Consider the following 20,961-nt stretch of genomic DNA (forward strand, 5'->3'; position numbering starts at 1 on the left):
CTCGGCTTTTGTCCGGACACCCCGGGGCGGTACGGTCGACGGGCGGAGGCCGCAACGATCAAAAGGGGTGTAAGGCGTCGATGGCCATTGCCAAGGCCGAGCGACTGATGAATCTGGCGCTGTGTCTGCTCGGGACCCGCCGCCCGCTCAGCAAACGCGAGCTGCGGGGCTCCATCGAGGCCTATCTGGAAGCGGGCACCGACGACTCCTTCAACCGGATGTTCGAGCGAGACAAGGAAGATCTGCGCGAACTCGGCCTGGTCATCGAGACGGTGGAGAACCTGGACGGCGAGACCGGCTATCTCGCCCGGCGCGACAGCAACCGGCTGCCCCCCATCACCCTCGACGCCGAGGAGGCCGCGGCCCTCGGCCTCGCCGCGAAGGTCTGGCAGCAGGCCCGGCTGGCGGGTGCGGCCAGCGGCGCCCTCCAGAAGCTGCGCGCCGCCGGAATGCCGGAGGCGGAGGACGCGTACGAGGCGCACCACAGCGCGCTCGAACCGCGTATCCCGGTCCATGAGGCCGCGTTCGAACCGCTGATGCTGGCCTGCCGCGACCGGCGGCCCGTCGTCTTCGACTACCGCAAGGCCAACGCGGCCCGCCCCGAGCAGCGCCAGGTCGAGCCCTGGACGCTGGAGTGCTGGCGCGGCCACTGGTATCTCGCCGGCTGGGACCGGGACCGCGGCGCCGAGCGGGTCTTCCGGCTCTCCCGGATCACCGGCAGGGTCCGCTCCCGTACCGGTTCGTTCACCGTGCCCGTACCGGATGTGGTCACCGTACGGGAGACCGTGGAGAGCTGGGCGGGGGAGACCGCCACCCGCTCCGCGCTGATCAGGCTGCGCTCCGGGTGCGGCTATCCGCTGCGCGCGCGGGCGCTGTCGTCCAGGGATCTCGGCGACGGCTGGGACGAGCTGGAGGTCCCGTACGGACACGGTCTCGACGCCTGGCTGGTGGAGTTCGGCCCGGACGTGGTCGTACTGGAACCCGCGGATCTGCGGGCCGATGTCGTCGAGCGGCTGCGCGCCGTGGCCAAGGGCTGAGGGGGACCCGGACAACCATGGCAGCCAACGCCATCGACCAGACCCGGCGGATGCTCTCGCTGGTGACCTATCTGCGGGAGCGCCCCGGCGCCCATGTCAGCGATGTGGCCCGGGCGTTCGGGATCAGCGAGGACGAGCTGATCGCGGACCTCGACGTCCTGCCCATGTGCGGTACGAGCTTCCGCGGCGGGGACCTGCTCGACATCGACACCGACGGCGACCGGATCTGGTGGCACAACCCGGACGATGTCGCAGAGCCGCTGCGGCTCGCCGCCGACGAGGCCACGGCGCTGCTGGTGGCCGCCCGGGCCGTCACCACGCTGCCCGGGCTGCGCGAGGGCGACCGGCAGGCGCTGCTGCGCGCCACCGCGAAGCTGGAGGCCGCGGCCGGCGAGGCGGCGGGCGCCAGCTCCCGGCTCTCGGTGACCTTCGAGTCCGAGGGCGGGGTGTTCGCCGAGGTCGACCGGGCCATCTCCGAGCGCCGCAGGCTGTGGCTCCGCTACTACTCACCGGCGCGGGACGAGCTGACGGAGCGCGAGGTCGACCCGATCCGGCTGTTCGCCGTGGGCCACACCTATATGGAGGCCTGGTGCCGGCTGTCCGAGGCGCGGCGTACGTTCCGGCTCGACCGGGTCGCCGAGATCAAGCTGCTGGACGCCCCGGCCGCGCCGCCCGAGCTGGAGCTCAGGGATCTGTCGGAGGGGCTCGTACAGCCGTCGGCGGAGGATCCTGAAGTCGTCGTCGAGGTCGGCCCCGGCGGGCGCTGGGTCGCCGAGTACTACCCGCACGACAGCGCCGAGGAACAGCCCGACGGGGGACTGCGGATCACCCTGCGCACGCCCGCGCCCGCCTCGCTGAGGCGGCTGGCCCTGCGGCTCGGCGGCGACGGACGGATCGTCTCCCCGAGGGACCTCGCGGAGAGCGCGCGGCTGGCGGCGGACGAGGCGCTCGCGGCGTACGACGGGCGGGAGTGAGACGGGAGTGGACGGGCGGGGGCCGGGAGTGGACGGGCGAGAAGAAGGAGGACCGAGGAAGATGTCGGTGGTGACCGGGGTGCCGGAGATCTCGTCCGGAGTTCAGGAGATCTCGGCGGTGCTTCCCGTGCTCTTCAAGGCGTCCTGTACGGAGTGCCTGGCCCGGTTCGAACTCTCGGCGGGCGCGCTGCGCCTGGCGATCGGGGCCACGCCCAAGACCACCTTCTACTCGTTCACCTGCCCCGAGTGCGAGAGCCTGGTGCGCAAGCCCGCGGGGGAGCGCATCGTGGAACTCCTCACCGGCGGCGGGGTGCGGACGCTGCGCCTGCACGCCACTTCCTGAGATCTTCTGAGAACGGTTTAGGTTCTGCCCATGTTCTGGCCCATGCTCGCCATCGCCCTGGGTTTCTGCGGGATCGCCGTCCTCGGTGTGCTGGCCGTCCGGGTGTTCGTCGAGGCCCAGCGGCTCGGCCGGCAGGTCGCCGCGACCACCGAGCGGATCAACCGGGCCGCCGAGGATCTTGAGCGCGCGGCCACCCGGCTCGCCTCCACCGGTGACGCGCTGAGGTAGCAACGGCCCCCGTGCTCTCCACCCGGCCCGGGGCGGACGGTACGCTGACGAGCGCGTCCCCCGTCGGGCCGGACCGGGAGGAACCCGGACGGGCCGCACGGGTCGCGGAACGGTCGTACGCGGAGCAGTCGGGAGTATGCACAGGGATTGCCCCGCGTTTACCCCTGCGGGTTACGATCGCTGCGAGTACAAAGGCCGGACACCGGTTCGGTTGTACGGGCAGCCCCCGTCCCAGCCGCCTCAGCGAGAAGGAAGTCGGACATGATCGGCAATCTGAAGCCCCTAGAGATCGTTCTGATCATCGTTGTCATCCTGCTGCTGTTCGGTGCCAAGAAGCTGCCCGACATGGCGCGTTCGCTCGGCAAGTCGGCCCGCATCCTCAAGAGCGAGGCCAAGGCCATGAAGAAGGACGACGACACCGCGGCTCCCGCGGCCGACCAGGCCACCGCCACCGCCGCCGACGCGACCGCCCAGCAGCAGGCCGCGCCCAGGACGATCCAGGCCTCGCCCGGCGATGTCACCAGCTCCCGTCCGGTGAGCGAGCCGAACCGCACCGCCCAGAGCTGACCGCCCCCCACTGACGGCTGCCGCTACGAGACGAGGGACGCGGGTTGCTCAAGTCTGCCCGGAAGCAGGAGAAGGACGTCGAGGGGCGCATGCCCCTCGCCGAGCACCTGCGTGAACTGCGAAACCGCCTGCTGAAGTCGGTCCTGGCGATCCTGGTCATCACGATCATCGCCGCGTTCTACTACAAGGACCTCATCGAGTTCATGATGCAGCCGATCCTGGACTCGGTGGGCTGTGTCAGCGGCACGCTGACCCAGAAGAACGGCCAGCCGTGCGCGGACATGACCGTCAACGGTCTGATCTCGCCCTTCTCGATCGCTCTGAAGGTCTCCCTCGTATCGGGCGTCGTGCTGTCCACACCGGTCTGGCTGTACCAGCTCTGGGGCTTCCTGGCGCCCGGTCTGCACAGCCATGAGAAGAAGTACGCGCTGGCCTTCGTGGGGATCGGCGTTCCGCTCTTCCTCAGCGGCGCCGTCCTCGCGTACAAGATCCTTCCGCAGACCGCCACGATCCTGCTCGACTTCACACCGGACAACGCGCGGAACCTGCTGCCGCTCGACGAGTATCTCGATCTCGTGGTCCGCATGGTGATCGTGTTCGGGCTGGCCTTCGAGCTGCCGCTGCTGCTGGTCCTGCTGAACTTCACCGGGGTGCTGTCGGCGAAGCGGCTCGCCTCCTGGTGGCGGCTGATGGTGCTGGGGATCACACTCTTCTCGGCCGTCGCGACCCCGACCGGTGACCCGCTCACCATGCTGACGCTGGCCGCCCCCATCGTGTTCCTGTACTTCCTGGCGCTGGGTGTCTGCTTCCTCAACGACCGGCGGCGCAGGCGCAACAACCCGGACGCGGATCTCGACGACGACGAGGCCTCCGACCTCGATCTGACCCCGGAGTCCGTCGGTGCGATCGAACCGGTCTCGCCGCCGTCGTCGCTGCCCGAGCAGGGCGGGCGGACGGACCGGCTGAACGGGTACGACGACATCACCTGACCTTCTCGTGCGGCGGCCCACCGGCCGCCGTACGGGTGGTTTCCAAGGACGATTAAAGATCGGCTGACTGTCAGAAGCGGCGGGTAGGCTCGACAGCAAGATGACAGAGGACCTCTCCCCAGCCGAGCGGTACGCCGCTGCCCGGATCCGTGCCGCCGAGCAGGCCACGGCGCTCGCACCCTTCCGCGAGATGTACGAGTTCGGCCTCGACCCGTTCCAGATCGAGGCCTGTGAGGCCCTGGAGGCCGGAAAGGGCGTGCTGGTCGCCGCGCCCACCGGCTCGGGCAAGACGATCGTCGGCGAGTTCGCCGTGCACCTGGCCCTGGCCGAGGGCCGCAAATGCTTCTACACCACGCCCATCAAGGCGCTCTCCAACCAGAAGTACGCCGATCTCGTCAAGCGCTACGGCGCGGGCAAGGTCGGCCTGCTGACCGGTGACAACAGCGTCAATGCCGAAGCCCCGGTGGTCGTCATGACCACCGAGGTGCTGCGGAACATGCTCTATGCGGGCTCCCAGTCACTGCTCGGTCTCGGCTATGTGGTGATGGACGAGGTGCACTACCTCTCCGACCGGTTCAGGGGCGCCGTCTGGGAAGAGGTGATCATCCATCTCCCCGAGTCGGTGACGCTCGTCTCACTCTCCGCGACGGTCTCGAACGCCGAGGAGTTCGGTGACTGGCTGGACACCGTCCGCGGTGACACAGAAGTGATCGTCTCCGAGCACCGGCCCGTGCCGCTCTGGCAGCATGTGCTGGCCGGCCGCCGGATGTACGACCTCTTCGAGGAGGAGACCGACCACGGCGGCCGGGGCGCGGGCAAGCGGGAGGTCAACCCGGATCTCGTCCGGCTGGCCCGGATGGAGAACCAGCGGACGTACAACCCGCGCGACCGCAGACGCGGCAAGATGGTCCGCGAGGCCGACCGGGAGCGCGAGCGCCGGCAGCGGAGCCGGATCTGGACGCCCTCCAGGCCCGAGGTCATCGAGCGCCTCGACGCCGAGGGGCTGCTGCCCGCGATCACCTTCATCTTCAGCCGGGCCGGCTGCGAGGCCGCCGTCCAGCAGTGTCTGTACGCGGGGCTGCGGCTCAACAACGACGAGGCGCGGCGGCGGGTGCGCGAGATCGTCGAGGAGCGCACGGCCTCGATCCCCGGCGAGGACCTCCATGTCCTCGGCTACTTCGAGTGGCTGGAAGGTCTGGAGCGGGGCATCGCCGCGCACCACGCGGGGATGCTGCCGACCTTCAAGGAGGTCGTCGAGGAGCTGTTCGTACGCGGGCTGGTCAAGGCGGTCTTCGCCACCGAGACCCTGGCGCTCGGCATCAATATGCCCGCCAGGTCCGTGGTGCTGGAGAAGCTCGTCAAGTGGAACGGCGAGCAGCACGCCGACATCACCCCCGGCGAGTACACCCAGCTCACCGGCCGGGCCGGGCGCCGGGGCATCGACATCGAGGGCCATGCGGTGGTGCTCTGGCAGCGCGGGATGGACCCGGGCGCGCTGGCCGGACTGGCCGGGACCCGTACGTACCCCCTGCGCTCCAGCTTCCGGCCCTCGTACAACATGGCCGTCAATCTTGTGCACCAGTTCGGGCGGCACCGCTCGCGTGAGCTGCTGGAAACCTCCTTCGCCCAGTTCCAGGCCGACAAGTCGGTCGTCGGGATCTCCCGCCAGGTGCGGAAGAACGAGGAGGGGCTCGACGGCTACCGCGCCGGGATGACCTGCCACCTCGGGGACTTCGAGCAGTACGCGCGGCTGCGCCGCGACCTCAAGGAGCGCGAGAACGATCTGGCCAAGCAGGGCGCCGCACAGCGCAGGGCCGCCGCGGCCACGGCGCTGGAGAAGCTCAAGGCGGGCGATGTCATCCACGTACCGACCGGGAAGTTCGCCGGTCTGGCGCTGGTCCTCGACCCGGGGCTGCCGGCCGGCCGGGCCAACGGGCACCGGGGCTTCGAGCACCAGGACGGGCCGCGGCCGCTGGTGCTGACCGTGGAGCGGCAGGTCAAGCGGCTGGCCACGATGGACTTCCCCGTACCGGTCGAGCCGCTGGAGCGGATGCGGATCCCCAAGTCCTTCAACGCGCGCTCGCCGCAGTCACGCCGCGATCTGGCGTCCGCGCTGCGCTCCAAGGCCGGACATATCGTGCCCGAGCGCCACCGCAAGCAGCGCGCGGCGGCGGCCGACGACCGCGAGATCGCCCGGCTGCGCTCGGACCTGCGCGCCCACCCCTGCCACGGCTGCGACGAGCGCGAGGACCATGCCCGCTGGGCCGAGCGCTACCACCGGCTCCAGCGCGACACCCGCCAGTTGGAGCGCAGGATCGAGGGCCGGACGAACACCATCGCCCGTACCTTCGACCGGATCGTGGCGCTCCTCACCGAGCTGGACTATCTGCGCGGCGACGAGGTCACCGTGCACGGCAAGCGGCTGGCCCGGCTCTACGGCGAGCTGGACCTGCTCGCCAGTGAGTGCCTCCGGGACCGGGTCTGGGAGGATCTCGGCCCGGCCGAGCTGGCGGCCTGTGTCTCGGCGCTGGTGTACGAGGCCCGGCAGGCCGATGACGCCGTGGCGCCCAAGCTCCCTTCGGGCAAGGCCAAGGCCGCGCTCGGCGAGATGATCCATATCTGGGGCAGGCTCGACGCCCTGGAGGAGGAGCTGAAGATCAACCAGGCGGAGGGCGTCGGCCAGCGCGAGCCCGACCTCGGCTTCGCCTGGGCGGTCTACATGTGGGCCTCGGGCCGGGGCCTCGACGAGGTGCTGCGCGAGGCGGAGATGCCGGCCGGTGACTTCGTACGGTGGTGCAAGCAGGTCATCGACGTACTCGGCCAGATCGCGGCGGCGGCCCCCCGCGACAACAGCACGGTCGCGAAGAACGCACGCAAGGCGGTCGACGCGGTGCTGCGGGGAGTCGTGGCGTACAGCTCGGTGGGCTGAGGCGCTCCGGCGCTCAGTCTGTCGGGCGCCGGTCGCTGTACGCTCGCCAGCCGCCGTACGAGGTGATGTCCTCGGCGCCGTCGAGCGCGGCGGGTTCGCAGAGGAAGCCGGTGGCCGTGGAGCCGTCGGCCAGCTCCACCCGGCCGAGCGTCATGGGCCGGGGGAGCGCGGCGGCGAGCAGGCCGAGACCCTGGGCGGGCAGTTCCCAGATCTCGGCCTCGATCGCCGCTCCCGCCGGGCCCGTGTGCACCAGCCCCGGCTTCGGCGGGTCGGTGCGCAGGGCGTGCAGCCGGTAAACCGGTGCGGTGGTCGTCGTACGGACCAGCCGGGCGCCCAGGGCCAGAAGCTGCCCGTTGAGCGGTTGGCCGGTGAGATGCGCGCCGACGACCGCGAGCCTGGCGGGCGGGGTGAGCAGCGCGGCCAGATCGGCCAGGCGCTCGTCCGTACCCGCGGGGCCGATGAGCATCACACCGAAGGGCCGGCCGCGCACCTCGCCGCCGGGGACGGCGACCGCGGCCAGATCGAAGAGATTGGTCGAGTTGGTGAACCGGCCGAGCCGCGCGTTGACCCCCAGCGGGTCGGCCGCCACCTCCGCGAGGGTGGGATGGCCCGGAGTGGTGGGCAGCAGCAGCGCGTCCGCGTCTCCCAGGGCCCCGAGCGCGGCCGTGCGCAGGGCCGCGAGCCGGACCTGATCGGCGTAAAGGCGGTGGGCGGGGATGTCACGGGCCCGGCGGATGATCCCGGCGACGGTGGGATCGAGATCGGCGGAACCGGCGTGCTTGTCGACAAATTCGCCGACCGCGGTATAGCGCTCGGCCACGAAGGCCCCTTCGTACAGCAGCGCTCCGGCTTCCGTGAAGGCCGCCGGATCGAGGGGCACCAGCCGCGCGCCCGCCGCCGCGAGCCGCGCCGCGGCACCCTCGTACGCCTCCGCCCAGCCGTCGTCCAGCGGCCCGAGCGCCGCGAGCGGCGGCACCGCGATCCGCCAGGGGCCTGGCGTACGGTGCGGGGCCTCGCGGCCGGGCGGTACGGACACCAGCGCGAGCGCCAGCCTGGCTTCGGGGAGGGTGCGGGCGAAGACGCTGACGCAGTCCAGGCTCGCGCACGCCGGGACCACGCCCTCGGTGGGCACCAGACCGCGGGACGGCTTCAGCCCGACGACACCGTTGAAGGCGGCGGGCACCCGGCCGGAGCCCGCGGTGTCGGTGCCCAGGGCGAGATCCACGAGGCCGAGGGCCACGGCGACCGCGGACCCCGAGCTGGACCCGCCGGAGATCCGCTCCGGATCGTGGGCGCTCCGTACCGCGCCGTAGGGCGAGCGGGTACCGACCAGACCGGTCGCGAACTGATCCATATTGGTCGTGCCGAGGACCAGCGCACCGGCCGCCTTGAGCATGGCCACGGCCGGGGCGTCGTGCTCGGGGAGACGGGCGTACGAAGGGCAGCCGGCGGTGGTGGGGAGCCCGGCCACATCGATATTGCCCTTGACGGCCAGCAGTTGACCGGCGAGCGGAAGTGATGCGCCGTCGGTACGGGCGTCGAGCGCGCGGGCCTCGGCCTCCACCTCCGCCCGGGGCCTCAGGGTGATCCAGATCTCGGGGCGGTCGGCGCTCGCGATGCGGTCATAGGCGGCGCGGACGCGGTCGACCGCTGAGAAGGCGGGGGTGGGCATATCGGTCGGGCTCCTTATGACGGAGACGGGGACTCGGGCAGAGACGGGGACTCGGGCGGAGATGCGGACGGGGACGGCGAGGGTGACAGGACCAACAGCGGACTTCCCGCTTCCACTTGTGCCCCCGGGGATATCAGGATCTCCGTCACCACCCCGTCCACCGGAGCACGGACCCGCGACTCCATCTTCATCGCCTCCAGCGCGAGCAGCGGCTGACCCGCCCGTACGGAATCGCCGGGGCGCACATCGATCCGCCACACCGACGCCGCGAACTCGGCCTCCAGCAGCCGCCCGCCCGACGGTATGGCGATGGCGGCGCGCGCCGGCGCGGGTACCGCCACCTCCTCCGCGCGGGCGAACTCCCCCGACGCCTCCCACGCGGCGCGCTCCGCCGCGAACGCCGCACTCTGGCGGGCCCGGAACTCCTCGATCGACGCCGCGTTCCCGGCGAGGAACCGCTGATGGTCGCGGATCGAGAAGGTCCCCTCCTCGATCCGTGGTACGAAGCGGCCCGCCGCCATGTCGGCCCGCAGCGCCAGGAGTTCGTCCGCGCCGACCGGATACCACTTGATCCGGTCGAAGAAGCGCAGCAGCCACGGCTTGCCCGCGCGGAACGCCCCGCGCTGCTGCCAGCCGGACCACACTTGCGTCGTACGGCCCACGAACTGATAGCCGCCAGGCCCCTCCATCCCATAGATACAGAGGTACGCGCCGCCGATCCCCACGGAATTCTCGGCGGTCCAGGTGCGCGCCGGATTGTATTTCGTCGTGACGAGCCGGTGCCGGGGGTCGAGCGGGGTGGCGACCGGCGCGCCCAAGTACACATCGCCCAGGCCCAGGACGAGATATTCGGCGTCGAAGACCGTGCGGTAGACATCCTCGGGCGAGTCCAGGCCATTGATCCTGCGGATGAACTCGATGTTCCAGGGGCACCAGGGCGCGTCGTCCCGTACCCCCGCCATATAGCGGGCTATGGCCTCGCGTGTCGCCGGATCGTCCCAGGACAGCGGCAGATGGACCGTGCGGGACTCCACCACCAGCTCGTCCGTGGGCGGGAGTTCCGTCTCGATCCGGGTCAGGACGCCGAGCAGCGCTTCCTGGGAGAGGATCTCGGGATCGAGCTGGATCTGGAGCGAGCGGATGCCCGGGGTGAGATCGGTGATCCCCGGCAGGTCCTCGGCGGCCACCGCCCGGGCCAGTGCGTGGACCCGCATCCGGAGCGCCAGATCGAGGCGCATCTCGCCGTACTCGACCAGGACGTTGTCGTCGCTGCTCCTGCGGTAGAGGACGCCGGGGCCGCGGCCGAGGACGCCGCCGTCGCCGATGGCCGGCCGGTCGGGGGCGGGTGTGGTGGCGGGGGAGCGGCGCAGGGCCCCGGCGGTACGGGTGGTGACGGGGACGAACCGGACCGTGTCGCCGGGGCGGACCTGGCCGAGCTTCCAGCGCTGGCCCACGACCACCGTGGCCGGGCAGACGAAGCCGCCGAGCGAGGGGCCGTCGGGGCCGAGCAGCACCGGCATGTCCCCGGTGTAGTCGACGGCGCCGACCGCGTAGGGCGTGTCATGGATGTTGGAGGGGTGAAGTCCCGCCTCGCCGCCGTCCGTTCGGGCCCACTGCGGCTTCGGTCCGATCAGCCGGACGCCGGTACGGGCCGAGTTGAAATGGACCTTCCACTCGGCCGCGTAGAAGGCGCGGATGTCGTCCTCGGTGAAGAACTCCGGTGCCGCGTGCGGGCCTTCGGCGACTCCGATCTCCCACTGATGGGGGAAGCCGGGCCGCTCGGAGTGCGCTACGGGAGCGGTGGCGGCTCGCGGTACGGGCGCCGCGCCGTCATGTACGGAACCCGGGTGCAGCACATCGCCCGTACGCAGGGCCCGCCCGCCGTGCCCGCCGAAGCGGCCGAGGGTGAACGTGGCGGCGCTGCCCAGGAACGGGGGGACGTCCAGGCCCCCGCCCCCGAACAGTACGTACGTCCGCAGTCCTCGCTCGGCAGGGGCGCCGACCGCCAGCGATCCGCCTGCCGGGACGGTCACGGGCTCCCACTGCGGGACCGGCTCGCCGTCCACGGTGACCGGCGCGGGGGCACCGGTGACACAGACCGTGGTGGCGCAGCCGAACCGGAGGGTGGGGCCCTGGAGCGTGCACTCCAGGCCGGGCGCGCCCTCGTCGTTGCCGAGCGCGCGGTTGCCCAGCCGGAACGAAAGGCTGTCCATCGGCCCGGACGGCGGGACGCCCACCTGCCAGTAGCCGGTGCGGCCGGGCCAGTCCTGCACCGTGGTCAGGGTGCCGCCCGCGGTCACCTCGACCCGGGGGGTCGGATCGGTGACCGTCGCGAGCGTCGCCGTCGAGTGCGTGGCGGCGGTGACGGCCGGGTCGCGCAGGGCGGCTCGTACCAGCCCGAGATTGGTCTCGATGCCGTCGATCCGGGTGGCGGCCAGGGCCCGGTCCAGGGCCGCGAGGGCGGCGGCGCGGTCCTCGCCGTGCACGACGACCTTGGCCAGCAGCGGATCGTACGCCGTCGTCACCTCCGTACCGGTCTCCACCCAGGAGTCGACGCGTACGCCGTCACACTCGGGCGGGAAGGCGACGCGGGTGAGGAGTCCGGCGCTCGGGCGGTGGTCCCGGGCGGGATCCTCCGCGTACACCCGTGCCTCCACGGCATGTCCGCGCGGCGGGTCCGGTTCCCGTACGACCTCGGTCTCGCCCTGTGCGAGCCGCAGCATCCACTCGACGAGATCGACGCCGTGGACCGCCTCGGTGACCGGATGTTCCACCTGGAGCCGGGTGTTGACCTCCAGGAAGGAGGCCTCCTCGCGGACCGGGTCGTACACGAACTCGACGGTACCGGCGGAGCGGTAGGCGACGGACGCGCACAACTCCCTTGCCGCGTCCGCGAGTCGCCGCCGTACGGAGTCGGGCAGGCCCGGCGCCGGGGCCTCTTCGAGGACTTTCTGGTGGCGGCGCTGGAGGGAGCAGTCGCGGTCGCCGAAGGTGACGACCCGGCCCTGTCCGTCGCCGAAGACCTGCACCTCGACATGGCGGGCGCCCTCGACGAGCCGCTCCAGGAAGGGTCCGGCCGAGGAGAACGATGCCGCCGCGACGCGTCGTACGCTCTCCCAGGCGTCGGCGAGTCCGGCCGCGTCGTACACCGCGCGCATCCCGATCCCGCCCCCGCCGCCGGTCGCCTTGAGCATCACGGGGTAGCCGATGCGGTCCGCCGCGGCCAGTGCGGCGGTGAGGTCCGGGAGGAGTCCGGAGCCGGGGGCGAGCGGGACGCCCGCGGCCTCGGCGGCGGCGCGCGCGGAGTGCTTGGCGCCGAAGAGCGCGAGCTGTTCGGGGGTCGGGCCGACGAAGGCGATGCCCGCGTCCTCGCAGCGCCGCGCGAATCCGGCGTCCTCGGAGAGAAAGCCGTAGCCGGGGTGGACGGCGCCCGCTCCGGTGTCCTTGGCCGCCGCGAGGATCAGCGCGGGATCGAGATAGGACTCCCTGGCGGGCGCGGGACCGAGCCGTACGGCGGTGTCCGCGAGCCTCACATGGGGGGCCGGGCGGTCGGGGTCGGAGAAGACCGCGACGGTACGGAGGCCGAGGCGGCGGGCGGTACGGATGATCCGTACGGCGATCTCGCCGCGGTTGGCGACGAGCAGGGTGTCGAAGGTCATCCGCCGTCCCCGCCGGTCTTCTCGTCGGTGGCTTCGGTGGCTTCGGTGGCTTCGGTGGACTCGGCGGCCTCGGTAGGTTCGGGGGCTTCGGCGGTGATCGTCGCTTCGATTGCGGTGGGCTCGAAGCCGTTGCACGGGTTGTTGATCTGGGGGCAGTTGGAGATCAGGACCAGCACATCGGTCTCGGCGCGCAGGGTGACACGCAGACCGGGCGCCGAGAGGCCGTCGACGATGCCGAGCGTGCCGTCCTTCTCCACCGGCACGTTCATGTACCAGTTGATGTTGGAGACCAGATCGCGCGGACCGAGGCCGTACCGCGCCCCCTCGATCAGGAAGTTGTCCATGCAGGCATGCTGCGACCAGGTGTGATGGCCGTAGCGCAGGGTGTTGGACTCCTTGGAGCAGGCGCCGCCGAGTGTGTCGTGCCGGCCGCAGGTGTCCTCGGTGACGGTCATCAGCGGGGTGTGCTCGTTGGACAGCAGCACACTGCCGGTGGTGAGGAACACACCGCCCTGGGCATGGATCGTGTCGGGCGCGCTGTAGCGGACGGCGGTGTCATGGGCGTCGTACACCAGGAAGTCCACGGCCTGATTGCCGTGCAGATCGGTGAGGGTGAGGTACGAGCCGGCGCGTACGCCGGCGGACCAGGGGGCGCGGGCCGGTATCACGACCGAGCCGGCGGGGGTGGCCTCGATTGCCGCGGAGGTCATCGGGTCCCCCTCGTGGCCAGGAACTCGGCGGTGTTGAGGAACGCGCGGCGGCCTTCGGGGGTGGCGTCCCAGAGCGGATCGCCCGGAGCCGTCGGCGCGGCGATCCAGGCCAGCACCTCCAGCGGGGTGCTGTGGTACTCCGGGCGCGGATCGAGCGGATGCGGCACATTCGCGATCAGTACGGTCAGATCCTGCTCGGCCCGCAGGGTCACCGAGCCGCCGCGGCCCGCCGAGCCGGTGAAGTCCAGGGTGCCGTCCTCCCGTACCGCCACTCCCTGGAAGAAGGAGACGGAGGGCGGCAGATCGCGTGGCTCAAGACCGTTCTTGAGGGCGGCGAGCTTCAGCAGCTCGCGGCCGGCGGGGGTGGGGGAGTGGGGGGCGCCGTCGCCGTAGCGGGCGGTGTTCCTGGCGAGGGTGGAGGTGCCGCAGAGGGCGTCGTGCCGGCCGTCGGTGGTCTCGGTGACGAGCGAGGCGAGAACGCGACCCTGGCCGGAGAGCAGGAGGTGGCCCGCCCCGAGATAGGCGTTCCACTGGACCTTGACCGTGTCGGCGGTGTTCAGCCGCTCCCAGGGGCGGCCGTCCGCGTGCAGCACCAGATGCGCGCAGGCGTCGCCGTGCGGATCCGTCAGCCGGATCTCGGTGCCGCGGGCCACGGCACGATGGGTGTAGCCGCCGCCCGCCACGGTCTCCGCCCAGACGAGATGCCCGGCCTCGCAGGGGGGATCGGGCCAGTCGGTGGCGGGCACCACGGGCATGGTCCCGGCCTTGGTGCCCGCTTGGGCGCGGGCATGGTCCCTGGCCCCGTAGGTCGTCGCTGTCGCCATGGCTCGGCCTCCCGACTGCTTCTGCCCCTGTTTCTGTCGACCGACAGAAATTAAGGGCGGGGCGAGTCGGGGCCATTACCCGTCGATTGCACGGGAGTTACCGGGTGCTCACCCCCGCAGTGCCCCTGCGGTGCCAAGATCCGGGCGGTGGGGCGTGTGCGACGATCGGTCGCATGGGCACGACGACGGGACGACGGGTGGGCCGGCCGCGCGCGGAGCTGCGGCCGGACAGCGGGCTGTCCGCGCGGGACGAACTGCTGCGGGCGGCGGCCGAGCTGTTCACCACGCTCGGGTACGCGGCGACCACCACCCGGGCCGTCACCGAGCGGGCGGGGATGCGGCAGGCCACGATGTACCACTACTTCGGCGGCAAGGAGGACCTGCTCGCCGAGCTGCTCGAATCGACCGTGACCCCGTCGCTGCTCCTCGCCCGCGACCTGCTCGCCGACGAGGACCGGCCGGCCGGGAGCCGGCTGTGGGAGCTGTGCCGCTCGGACGTCGAGCTGCTCTGCGGCGGACCGCACAACCTGGGAGGGCTCTATCTGCTGCCCGAGGTGCGGGCGGAGCGTTTCGCGGGTTTCCACCATGTACGGGCGGAGCTGAAGGACGCGTACGGACAGCTCCTCGCCGGGACGGAGCCGGGCGCCGCACTCGACAAGGCCGAGCTGGCCCTCCGTACCGACCTGGTCTTCGGCCTGATCGAGGGCGTGATCCTGGTCCACCGCTCCGACCCGGAACGCCCCGTGGCGGCCTTCGCGGAGGCAACGGCGGACGCGGCGCTGCGGATCGCGGGACTCTAGGGCTTACGGGGTCGGGGCGGCGCCGGTCCTTCCGTCGGCGCCGTGCACCAAGGCGTGTGCCAGCGCGATGAGTTCCTCCGTACGCAGCACCCGGCCGCCGAACCCCGGCAGTGGCACATGCAGCCGCTCCGTCCAGCGCCGTGGGATCGAGGCGAAGCCATGGACCGCGCCGGAGAGCGCACCGGTGACGGCCGCCACCGTGTCGGTGTCCTCGCCGAGGTCGATCGCCACGGCGATGGACCGCTCGTACGAATCCGTCGTACGCAGCGCCCAGAGCGCCGAGCCGAGACACGGCCACACCGCGCCGTTGAACTCCGTGGCCAGATCCGGACGCCAGTCGGACGCGAGTACGGTGGCCCAGCGCTCGCGATGGTCCTCGTGAACCAGAGCGAGCGTGTCCGGTACGGCCGCAAGCGGGTCGCCGCCGGCCATGGCCACCCGGATCAGTTCATGGAGGACGGCCGTACCCTCCCACGCCGCGCGGTCGCCATGGGTGAGCGCGGCGATCCGGTGGGCGGCGGCCATGGTGGCCTGCTGCCCGGCCGACGCGAAGTACACGGCGGAGGTTGCCGCGCGCATCAACGAGCCGTTGCCCGCCGCGCGTCCGGTCTGCTGGAAGTGCAGCGGCGCCGCCAGATCCCAGGGATCTCCGCTCAGCAGGACATCCTCGGTCTGGAGCCCGATGTCCTTGGGATCGGCCGCAGCCCAGCGCTGGAACCGGCCGAAGATGTCCGGGAGATCGAGTCCGCCCCGCTCCAGCAGTGACTCGCCGACGAGCACCGCCATCTGCGTGTCGTCGGTCGCCTCGCCGGGATCCCAGCCGCCGCCTCCGCACAGCTCACCCGCCCCGTCGGGGAACCGGGCGGTGAACACTCCCGGAGGCCCGAACTCGAAGGGTGCGCCCATCGCGTCGCCCACGGCGGAGCCGATGACGCTTCCGGTCGCGCGGTCGATCGGGGTAAGGCTCATCCGGTCAGCGTAGGGCCTCGCCCTTTGTGGTCCGCCGGGCGCGTACCGCGAGCCAGGCCGCACCCGCGCCTGTGGTGACGGCGAGGAAGAGGAGCGTGAACCACTGGAAGTACCAGTGGCCGCCCGCCGGGTCGTACACCGTGGCTCGGGGCCAGGCCAGGTTGACCGTCATCACCGCGCCGTACAGGCAGGCCAGCGCGTTGACCGGGAGGCCCCAGCGGCCCAGGGAGAAGAGCGGGCGGCCCGTCTCGTCGAGGCCGGTGCCCGTGCCGTAGGTGCCGCGGATTCTGCGGAGCAGCATGGGGCCGGTGACCATCAGATACGCCAGGTAGAGCATGGCGATACAGGTCGTGCCGATCGCCAGAAAGGCCTCCGGGGACGCCAGGTTGAGCAGGCAGAGCGCAGCCGCGCCCGTACCCACCACCAGCGCCGGGCCGGTCGGCATACCCGTACGCGCGGAGACCTTCGCCAGCGGCGCCGCGGCGGGCAGGACGCCGTCCCGTGCCATCGAGAACAGCATGCGCGAGCCGGAGGTCTGGATGGCGAGGGTGGCCACGGCGATGGCGACCGCGACATCCGCGAGCAGCAGTCGGCCCGGGCCGTCGCCGAGGGTGCTGGTCAGGACGTACGAGAGCCCCTCCGTGGCCAGCCGGCCGTCGGTGAGGCTGGGCGCGGCCAGTACCCCGCCCAGCAGGAGCAGTCCGCCGAGGACCCCGGCGGACGCGAGGGCGAGCAGGATCGTACGGGGCGCGGTACGCCGGGGGCTGCGCGTCTCCTCGCTCAACTCGCCCGCGCTGTCGAACCCGATCAGGACGTACGCCGCCGTGAAGGAGCCCACGAGCAGCGCGCCGATGGCGCCGCCCTGGCCGCCGGTGTGGAAAGTGACGCCGGGGCCGCGCTCGGTGTGGGTGAGGAGCAGGACGACGATCAGCGCGGCCCCGATGATCTCGGCGGTGACCCCGATGCGGTTGACGGCGGACATCACCCGGTTGTCGAGCAGGTTCACGACGGTGGTGAGGGCGAGCAGGACGACGGCGAGCAGCCCGGCGTTGGCGGCGCCGCTTGCGGAGGTGGGCGCCGGATCGCCGCCGACGAGCTGGAATCCGCTCCAGATCGCGGGCAGGACGACCTGGAGCGCGAGGGCCGCCGCGGCCACCACCACGATCTGGCCGATCACCATGATCCATCCGGCGAACCAGCCGAAGGAGGGATTGCTGAGCCGGGTCGACCACTGGTAGATCGCGCCGGACAGCGGGTAGCGGGCGGCGAGTTCGGCGAAGCAGGCGGCCACCAGGAGCTGTCCCAGGAGCACCGCGGGCCAGGTCCAGAAGAAGGCCGAGCCGCCGAACGAGAAGCCGAAGGCGAAGAACTGGAAGACGGTGGTGAGCACGGAGATGAAGGAGAACCCGGCGGCGAACGAGGCGTACCGGCCCATGCTGCGGTGCAGCTCCTGCCGGTAGCCGAAACCGGCCAGCTCGGCGGCGTCGCGGTGGGCGGCGGCCGTGCCGGTACCGGGAGCGGCCGTGCCCGTACTAGTGGCGGTACCGGTCATGACGGCCCCTGTCTGCTCACTTCTGCTCACTGATTCCTGTCGAGTGACAGAAATTAGGGAGGGGCTGTTTCACCGGCGTGACACGGCCGTATCCGTGCGGCGCCCAAGTCCTCACCTCCGGTACGGGCCGGGGCGCCGCGCGTGGCGGGTGTCAGGTCGACAGGGTGGAGACGGCGGCCAGGAGGTAGAGGCAGCCGGCTGTTGCGACTGTCAGGCCGGCTACCACTGGGGTCCAGGCTGCCAGTTTGGCGGCGGCCGTCTTGCCGCGCAGTCGGTTCTCCAGGAAGGCGAAGCCGCGGATGCTCATGACGCCGACGCCGGTCAGGGTGACCGCCATGCCGACTCCGAAGACGACGACCAGGACCACGGCGCCCGCCGCGCGGCCGGTCAGCAGGCCGCTGACCAGGACGAGAAAGGCGGACGGGGAGGGCAGCAGGCCGCCGGAGAGTGCGAGGGCCGCCAGACCGCGACGGGACCAGGGATCGGTCAACTCGTGGGAGTGGGTGGGGTGATGGTGCTCGGGATGTGCGGGGTGGTGCCCGTGCGTGTGCCCATGCGTGTGGCTGTGGCCGTGCTCGTGTCCGTGGCCATGACCGCCGTGTCCCCGCAGGTGCCGGTACACCAGGCCCGCCCCTACGGCGACCACGATGAGGCCGGCCGCCGCCTGCATCCACGCGGTCGCCGTCTCCGTACCGAACGCCGCCGTCCCGCTGACGCCCACCCAGACCAGGGCCAGCACCAGCACGGAGAAGGTGTGCATCGCCGCGACGATCACGCCGAGGCGTACTGCGTCCCGGACGCGGCCTCGCGTACCCGCCAGATACGCGGCCGTGATCGCCTTGCCGTGGCCGGGCGCGACGGCGTGCGCCGCGCCGACGCCCAGGGCGACGACAAGGGCGATCCAGAAGACCGCGCGGCCGTCGAAGAGAGCGACAAGGCGGCTGTCGAGTCCGCCGAGGTCCGTCATGACAGGCCCCCGGCTCCGGTCCCGGTCGCGGGCGCGATTGCCGTACGGCGGCGGGACCGGCGTACGAACAGGCCGGCCGCTACGGCCAGTACGGCGACGGCGGTGCCGCCGGCGACGACGGCCACCGAGCCCGGTACGCCCCCGCCGGACGCGGTGAACCGCAGATGGTGGGTGCGGTCGACGGCGGTGAACAGCGTCTGCCGCGGGGTGGCGGTGCCGTCCGCCATGAGCATGGTGCGGTACGCCTCGTTCAGATCGGTGAGCACACTGACCGTGACATCCGCCTCCACCAGAGGGGCCGGGCAGTCGAAGGTCAGCCGGGCACCCTCGTCGAGCAGCCGTTCCAGCGCGGCCACCTCGCCCTTGCAGGCGCTGCTGTCCTGGGCGACCGTGATGTGCCGCAGCAGATAGGTGTGCACGGCGGGGGAGCGCTGGAGCTTCTGCTCGCCGGTCAGCTCCGTCGAGACGGTGCCGCTCTCCGGGTCCTCGAAGGCGCCGAGTGACTGGCCGAGCGCCACCCAGTCGTCCGCGTTGGCCCGCCAGGCGATGGACACGCGGGAGCCGTCCGCGCTGATCCGGGCGGTGGACGGCGGCCCGAAGGGATGGGCGACCGCGGCGGGAGCCGGAGCGGCCAGCGCGCCGAAGCAGGCCAGCGCGGCACCGGCCAGCAGCGCGCGTACGGCACGGAAGCTGGCGGACCGGAGGCGCGTGGCCCGGATACGCGTGGCCCGGAACCGTACGGTCCGGGAACATACGGCCCGGGAACATACGGCCCTGAAGCGGGCGCGGGTCTGAAAGGTGGTCAAGGGATCGGTTCTCCTGTGCGGTCCCGGACGGCCAGGGGCCTTGGCGACGGGGCCCGGACGGCAGGCGGGCCTGGACGGCCGGGGCGGGATGCGCCACGGACGGGCCGGGGCGAGGGCGAGGAACGGCGGCGCACGCGGGCGCGGCCGAGTTGCCCTCGCCCCGGCGTGGGATCACTTCGTGACGTACACGACCGGACTGGTGATCTTCCGGTTCTTGCTCTCCACGTACACGACGTAGTCGTCCTTCGTCGACGTGACGCGGCGCAGCGGGAACGACTCGTTCAGCCGGCCCAGCTCATCGGCCTTCACCTCGCCGACCAGCTCCTGCTTCACCGGCTTGCCCTCGCTGACCCGGCGCATGTAGATGGACGCCGACTCGTACGCGTCGAAGCCGTAGGCCGAGATGGTCAGGGAGCCGTCCCTGGGCACCGTCGTCCTGTCGACGGCGACCTGCTCGCCCACGGAGTTCTCCGGGGTGGGCAGCTCGTTGACGGTCCTCTCGCCCTTGCTGTTCTTGAGGATGGTGAATCCGTCGAAGTGCTGGCCGTTGGCGTAGCGGGCCTCGAACCGGAGCTGGTCGTTCTGCACGTCGACCAGCTGGTAGAGCTGCGTGTTCTCGCTGTTGACGACCGGCTCGGCGCCATTGCCGGTCCAGTTGGCGCCGTCGTTCAGCGCGTACATCTTGCCGCCGGAGACCGAGACCACATAGGTGACACCGTTGTGCGTGGTGACGCTCTTGCGGTTCGCGGTCTTGTTGCCGCGGCCGTAGCTGTGGTCGTGGCCCTGGAGCACCAGGTCGACGCCGTACTTCTCGAACAGCGGGCCCCACTGGTCGCGCACGGCCGGGTTGTTGCGGGTGCCGGTCGTGGAGTAGACCGGGTGGTGGAAGGTCACCGTGGTCCACTTGTTGGGGTTGTTCTTGAGCAGGCCCTCCAGCCAGGCGGTCTGAGAGGCCATCAGCGCGGCATTGCTCTGCACGTTGGAGTCCAGGGCGATGAAGCGCACACCCTGGTAGTCCACGCTGTACGCGGTCTGCTTCAGCGCCGCGTCACCCGGGCCGTTGTCCGGGTACGGGAACTGCGGGCGCCAGAAGCTCGACAGGCCGTTGCTGTACTCGTGGTTGCCCGGCACCGAGATGTTGTTGATCTGCGAGTCGATGAAGCCGCCGGCCTGGTACCACTGGCCCCACTGCTCTTCGCTGTTGGCCGAGTCGATGAGGTCACCGGCGTTGACGATGACCTTCGCCTCGGGCCGGTCCGAGAACGCCTGGCGGAAGACGCGCGGCACGGCCGAGTCGATGTAGTTCTGCGCGTCGCCGTAGTAGATGAAGGAGAACGGCTTCAGCTCCGCGGCGGCGGTGGTGAAGTCGGTCCACGCGCTCCAGTTGGTGCCGTCGCCGACCCGGTAGGTGTAGCGGGTGGCCGGCTTGAGGCCGGACAGCAGCGCGGTGTGGTACGTGGAGGCGTACCCCAGCGAGGTGTTGACCGGGGTGGTCGACTCGGCGTGGACGGTGGTGACGGCGCCCGCCGCCGGGGCGACCTGCCCCAGGGCGCGCGGCGCCTCCAGGAACTGGGCCTGCGCGTACGGAGCGTCCGCGTTGGCGCGCCAGGTCACCTTCTGGCTGGTGGCCGGAGTGGTGGTGGGGGTGAGCATGATGCGGTCCGGCATGGCGGACGGCTTGTGGATCTCCGCCGCGGGGACCTTGACGGGGGCGGGGAAATCATCACCGAAGGCGACGGGGCCGGCGATGACACCGGCGACGACCAGCGCGGCGACACCGGTTGTGGTGATCTTCACGCGGCGCGAGGCATGGGCCCAGGGTCTTCTTCTGACGTCGTTCACGAGGAGGTGTACCCCTTAAGGAAGTGAATGCGCGTTCCACGGCGGCTGCCTGGATTGCCGGGAATTTAAGCGGGATTGACTTAACTTTTACTG

General features: G+C 71.4%; 17 protein-coding genes. 8 read left to right on the top strand and 9 right to left on the bottom strand.

What is annotated here, in order from left to right:
* Positions 1-80: 80 nt before the first annotated feature.
* The 7 genes from ACFU9P_RS21075 to ACFU9P_RS21105 all read left to right on the top strand — a co-directional run bounded on the left by ACFU9P_RS21075 (position 81) and on the right by ACFU9P_RS21105 (position 7,067).
* Positions 81-1,037 carry a helix-turn-helix transcriptional regulator gene (locus ACFU9P_RS21075; protein ID WP_384083027.1) on the top strand — a complete coding sequence of 319 codons (957 nt, stop codon included), beginning with the start codon at positions 81-83 and terminating at the stop codon, positions 1,035-1,037.
* Positions 1,038-1,054: 17 nt separating this feature from the next.
* Positions 1,055-2,011 (top strand): helix-turn-helix transcriptional regulator, encoded by a 957-nt coding sequence (locus tag ACFU9P_RS21080; RefSeq protein WP_376373034.1) that lies wholly within the window; start codon positions 1,055-1,057, stop codon positions 2,009-2,011.
* Between the two features lie 61 nt (positions 2,012-2,072).
* Positions 2,073-2,354, top strand: coding sequence for a hypothetical protein (locus ACFU9P_RS21085; protein WP_376373037.1), 282 nt, complete (start codon positions 2,073-2,075; stop codon positions 2,352-2,354).
* A gap of 30 nt (positions 2,355-2,384) precedes the next feature.
* Complete coding sequence (locus tag ACFU9P_RS21090) at positions 2,385-2,582, top strand: hypothetical protein (RefSeq protein ID WP_376373040.1); 198 nt, start codon at positions 2,385-2,387, stop codon at positions 2,580-2,582.
* A 261-nt stretch (positions 2,583-2,843) separates the two neighbouring features.
* On the top strand, positions 2,844-3,149 hold the full coding sequence (gene tatA, locus ACFU9P_RS21095) for a Sec-independent protein translocase subunit TatA (RefSeq protein WP_376373043.1): 306 nt from the start codon (positions 2,844-2,846) through the stop codon (positions 3,147-3,149).
* A 44-nt stretch (positions 3,150-3,193) separates the two neighbouring features.
* Positions 3,194-4,138 carry a twin-arginine translocase subunit TatC gene (gene tatC / locus ACFU9P_RS21100; RefSeq protein WP_376373046.1) on the top strand — a complete coding sequence of 315 codons (945 nt, stop codon included), beginning with the start codon at positions 3,194-3,196 and terminating at the stop codon, positions 4,136-4,138.
* 100 nt (positions 4,139-4,238) lie between these two features.
* Positions 4,239-7,067 carry a DEAD/DEAH box helicase gene (locus ACFU9P_RS21105; RefSeq protein WP_384083033.1) on the top strand — a complete coding sequence of 943 codons (2,829 nt, stop codon included), beginning with the start codon at positions 4,239-4,241 and terminating at the stop codon, positions 7,065-7,067.
* A 13-nt stretch (positions 7,068-7,080) separates the two neighbouring features.
* Here the strand turns inward: ACFU9P_RS21105 and ACFU9P_RS21110 are convergent, their stop codons facing one another.
* The 4 genes from ACFU9P_RS21110 to ACFU9P_RS21125 are packed head-to-tail and all read right to left on the bottom strand — an operon-like array spanning position 7,081 to position 13,932.
* Positions 7,081-8,739 carry an allophanate hydrolase gene (locus tag ACFU9P_RS21110; protein ID WP_384083036.1) on the bottom strand — a complete coding sequence of 553 codons (1,659 nt, stop codon included), beginning with the start codon at positions 8,737-8,739 and terminating at the stop codon, positions 7,081-7,083.
* Positions 8,740-8,753: 14 nt separating this feature from the next.
* Entirely contained in the window at positions 8,754-12,398 is a 3,645-nt protein-coding gene (gene uca, locus ACFU9P_RS21115; RefSeq protein WP_384083039.1) for an urea carboxylase, read from the bottom strand.
* On the bottom strand, positions 12,395-13,108 hold the full coding sequence (locus ACFU9P_RS21120) for an urea amidolyase associated protein UAAP2 (protein ID WP_384083042.1): 714 nt from the start codon (positions 13,106-13,108) through the stop codon (positions 12,395-12,397). The genes uca and ACFU9P_RS21120 overlap by 4 nt, the downstream gene beginning before the upstream one ends.
* The gene (locus ACFU9P_RS21125; RefSeq protein WP_384083045.1) at positions 13,105-13,932 is read right to left on the bottom strand and encodes an urea amidolyase associated protein UAAP1; all 828 of its coding nucleotides are present in this window, start codon (positions 13,930-13,932) and stop codon (positions 13,105-13,107) included. The genes ACFU9P_RS21120 and ACFU9P_RS21125 overlap by 4 nt, the downstream gene beginning before the upstream one ends.
* A 173-nt stretch (positions 13,933-14,105) precedes the next feature.
* On the opposite strand from ACFU9P_RS21125, the gene ACFU9P_RS21130 reads away from it, so the two are divergent.
* Complete coding sequence (locus ACFU9P_RS21130; protein ID WP_376373063.1) at positions 14,106-14,732, top strand: TetR/AcrR family transcriptional regulator; 627 nt, start codon at positions 14,106-14,108, stop codon at positions 14,730-14,732.
* A 3-nt stretch (positions 14,733-14,735) separates the two neighbouring features.
* Here the strand turns inward: ACFU9P_RS21130 and ACFU9P_RS21135 are convergent, their stop codons facing one another.
* The 5 genes from ACFU9P_RS21135 to ACFU9P_RS21155 form a co-directional block, all read right to left on the bottom strand.
* Positions 14,736-15,701, bottom strand: a complete 966-nt coding sequence (locus tag ACFU9P_RS21135) for an ADP-ribosylglycohydrolase family protein (RefSeq protein ID WP_384083048.1) — start codon at positions 15,699-15,701, stop codon at positions 14,736-14,738.
* A gap of 4 nt (positions 15,702-15,705) precedes the next feature.
* Positions 15,706-17,253: an amino acid permease gene (locus ACFU9P_RS21140; RefSeq protein WP_384083050.1), complete on the bottom strand. Its 1,548-nt coding sequence runs from the start codon at positions 17,251-17,253 to the stop codon at positions 15,706-15,708.
* 151 nt (positions 17,254-17,404) lie between these two features.
* On the bottom strand, positions 17,405-18,220 hold the full coding sequence (locus tag ACFU9P_RS21145) for a hypothetical protein (RefSeq protein ID WP_384083053.1): 816 nt from the start codon (positions 18,218-18,220) through the stop codon (positions 17,405-17,407).
* Entirely contained in the window at positions 18,217-19,026 is an 810-nt protein-coding gene (locus ACFU9P_RS21150) for a hypothetical protein (RefSeq protein WP_384083056.1), read from the bottom strand. The genes ACFU9P_RS21145 and ACFU9P_RS21150 overlap by 4 nt, the downstream gene beginning before the upstream one ends.
* A 171-nt stretch (positions 19,027-19,197) precedes the next feature.
* Complete coding sequence (locus ACFU9P_RS21155) at positions 19,198-20,868, bottom strand: fibronectin type III domain-containing protein (RefSeq protein ID WP_376373078.1); 1,671 nt, start codon at positions 20,866-20,868, stop codon at positions 19,198-19,200.
* Between the last annotated feature and the right edge of the window lie 93 nt (positions 20,869-20,961).

Origin of the sequence: Streptomyces sp. NPDC057617 (genome assembly GCF_042800555.1) — a bacterium.
GTDB lineage: Bacteria > Actinomycetota > Actinomycetes > Streptomycetales > Streptomycetaceae > Streptomyces.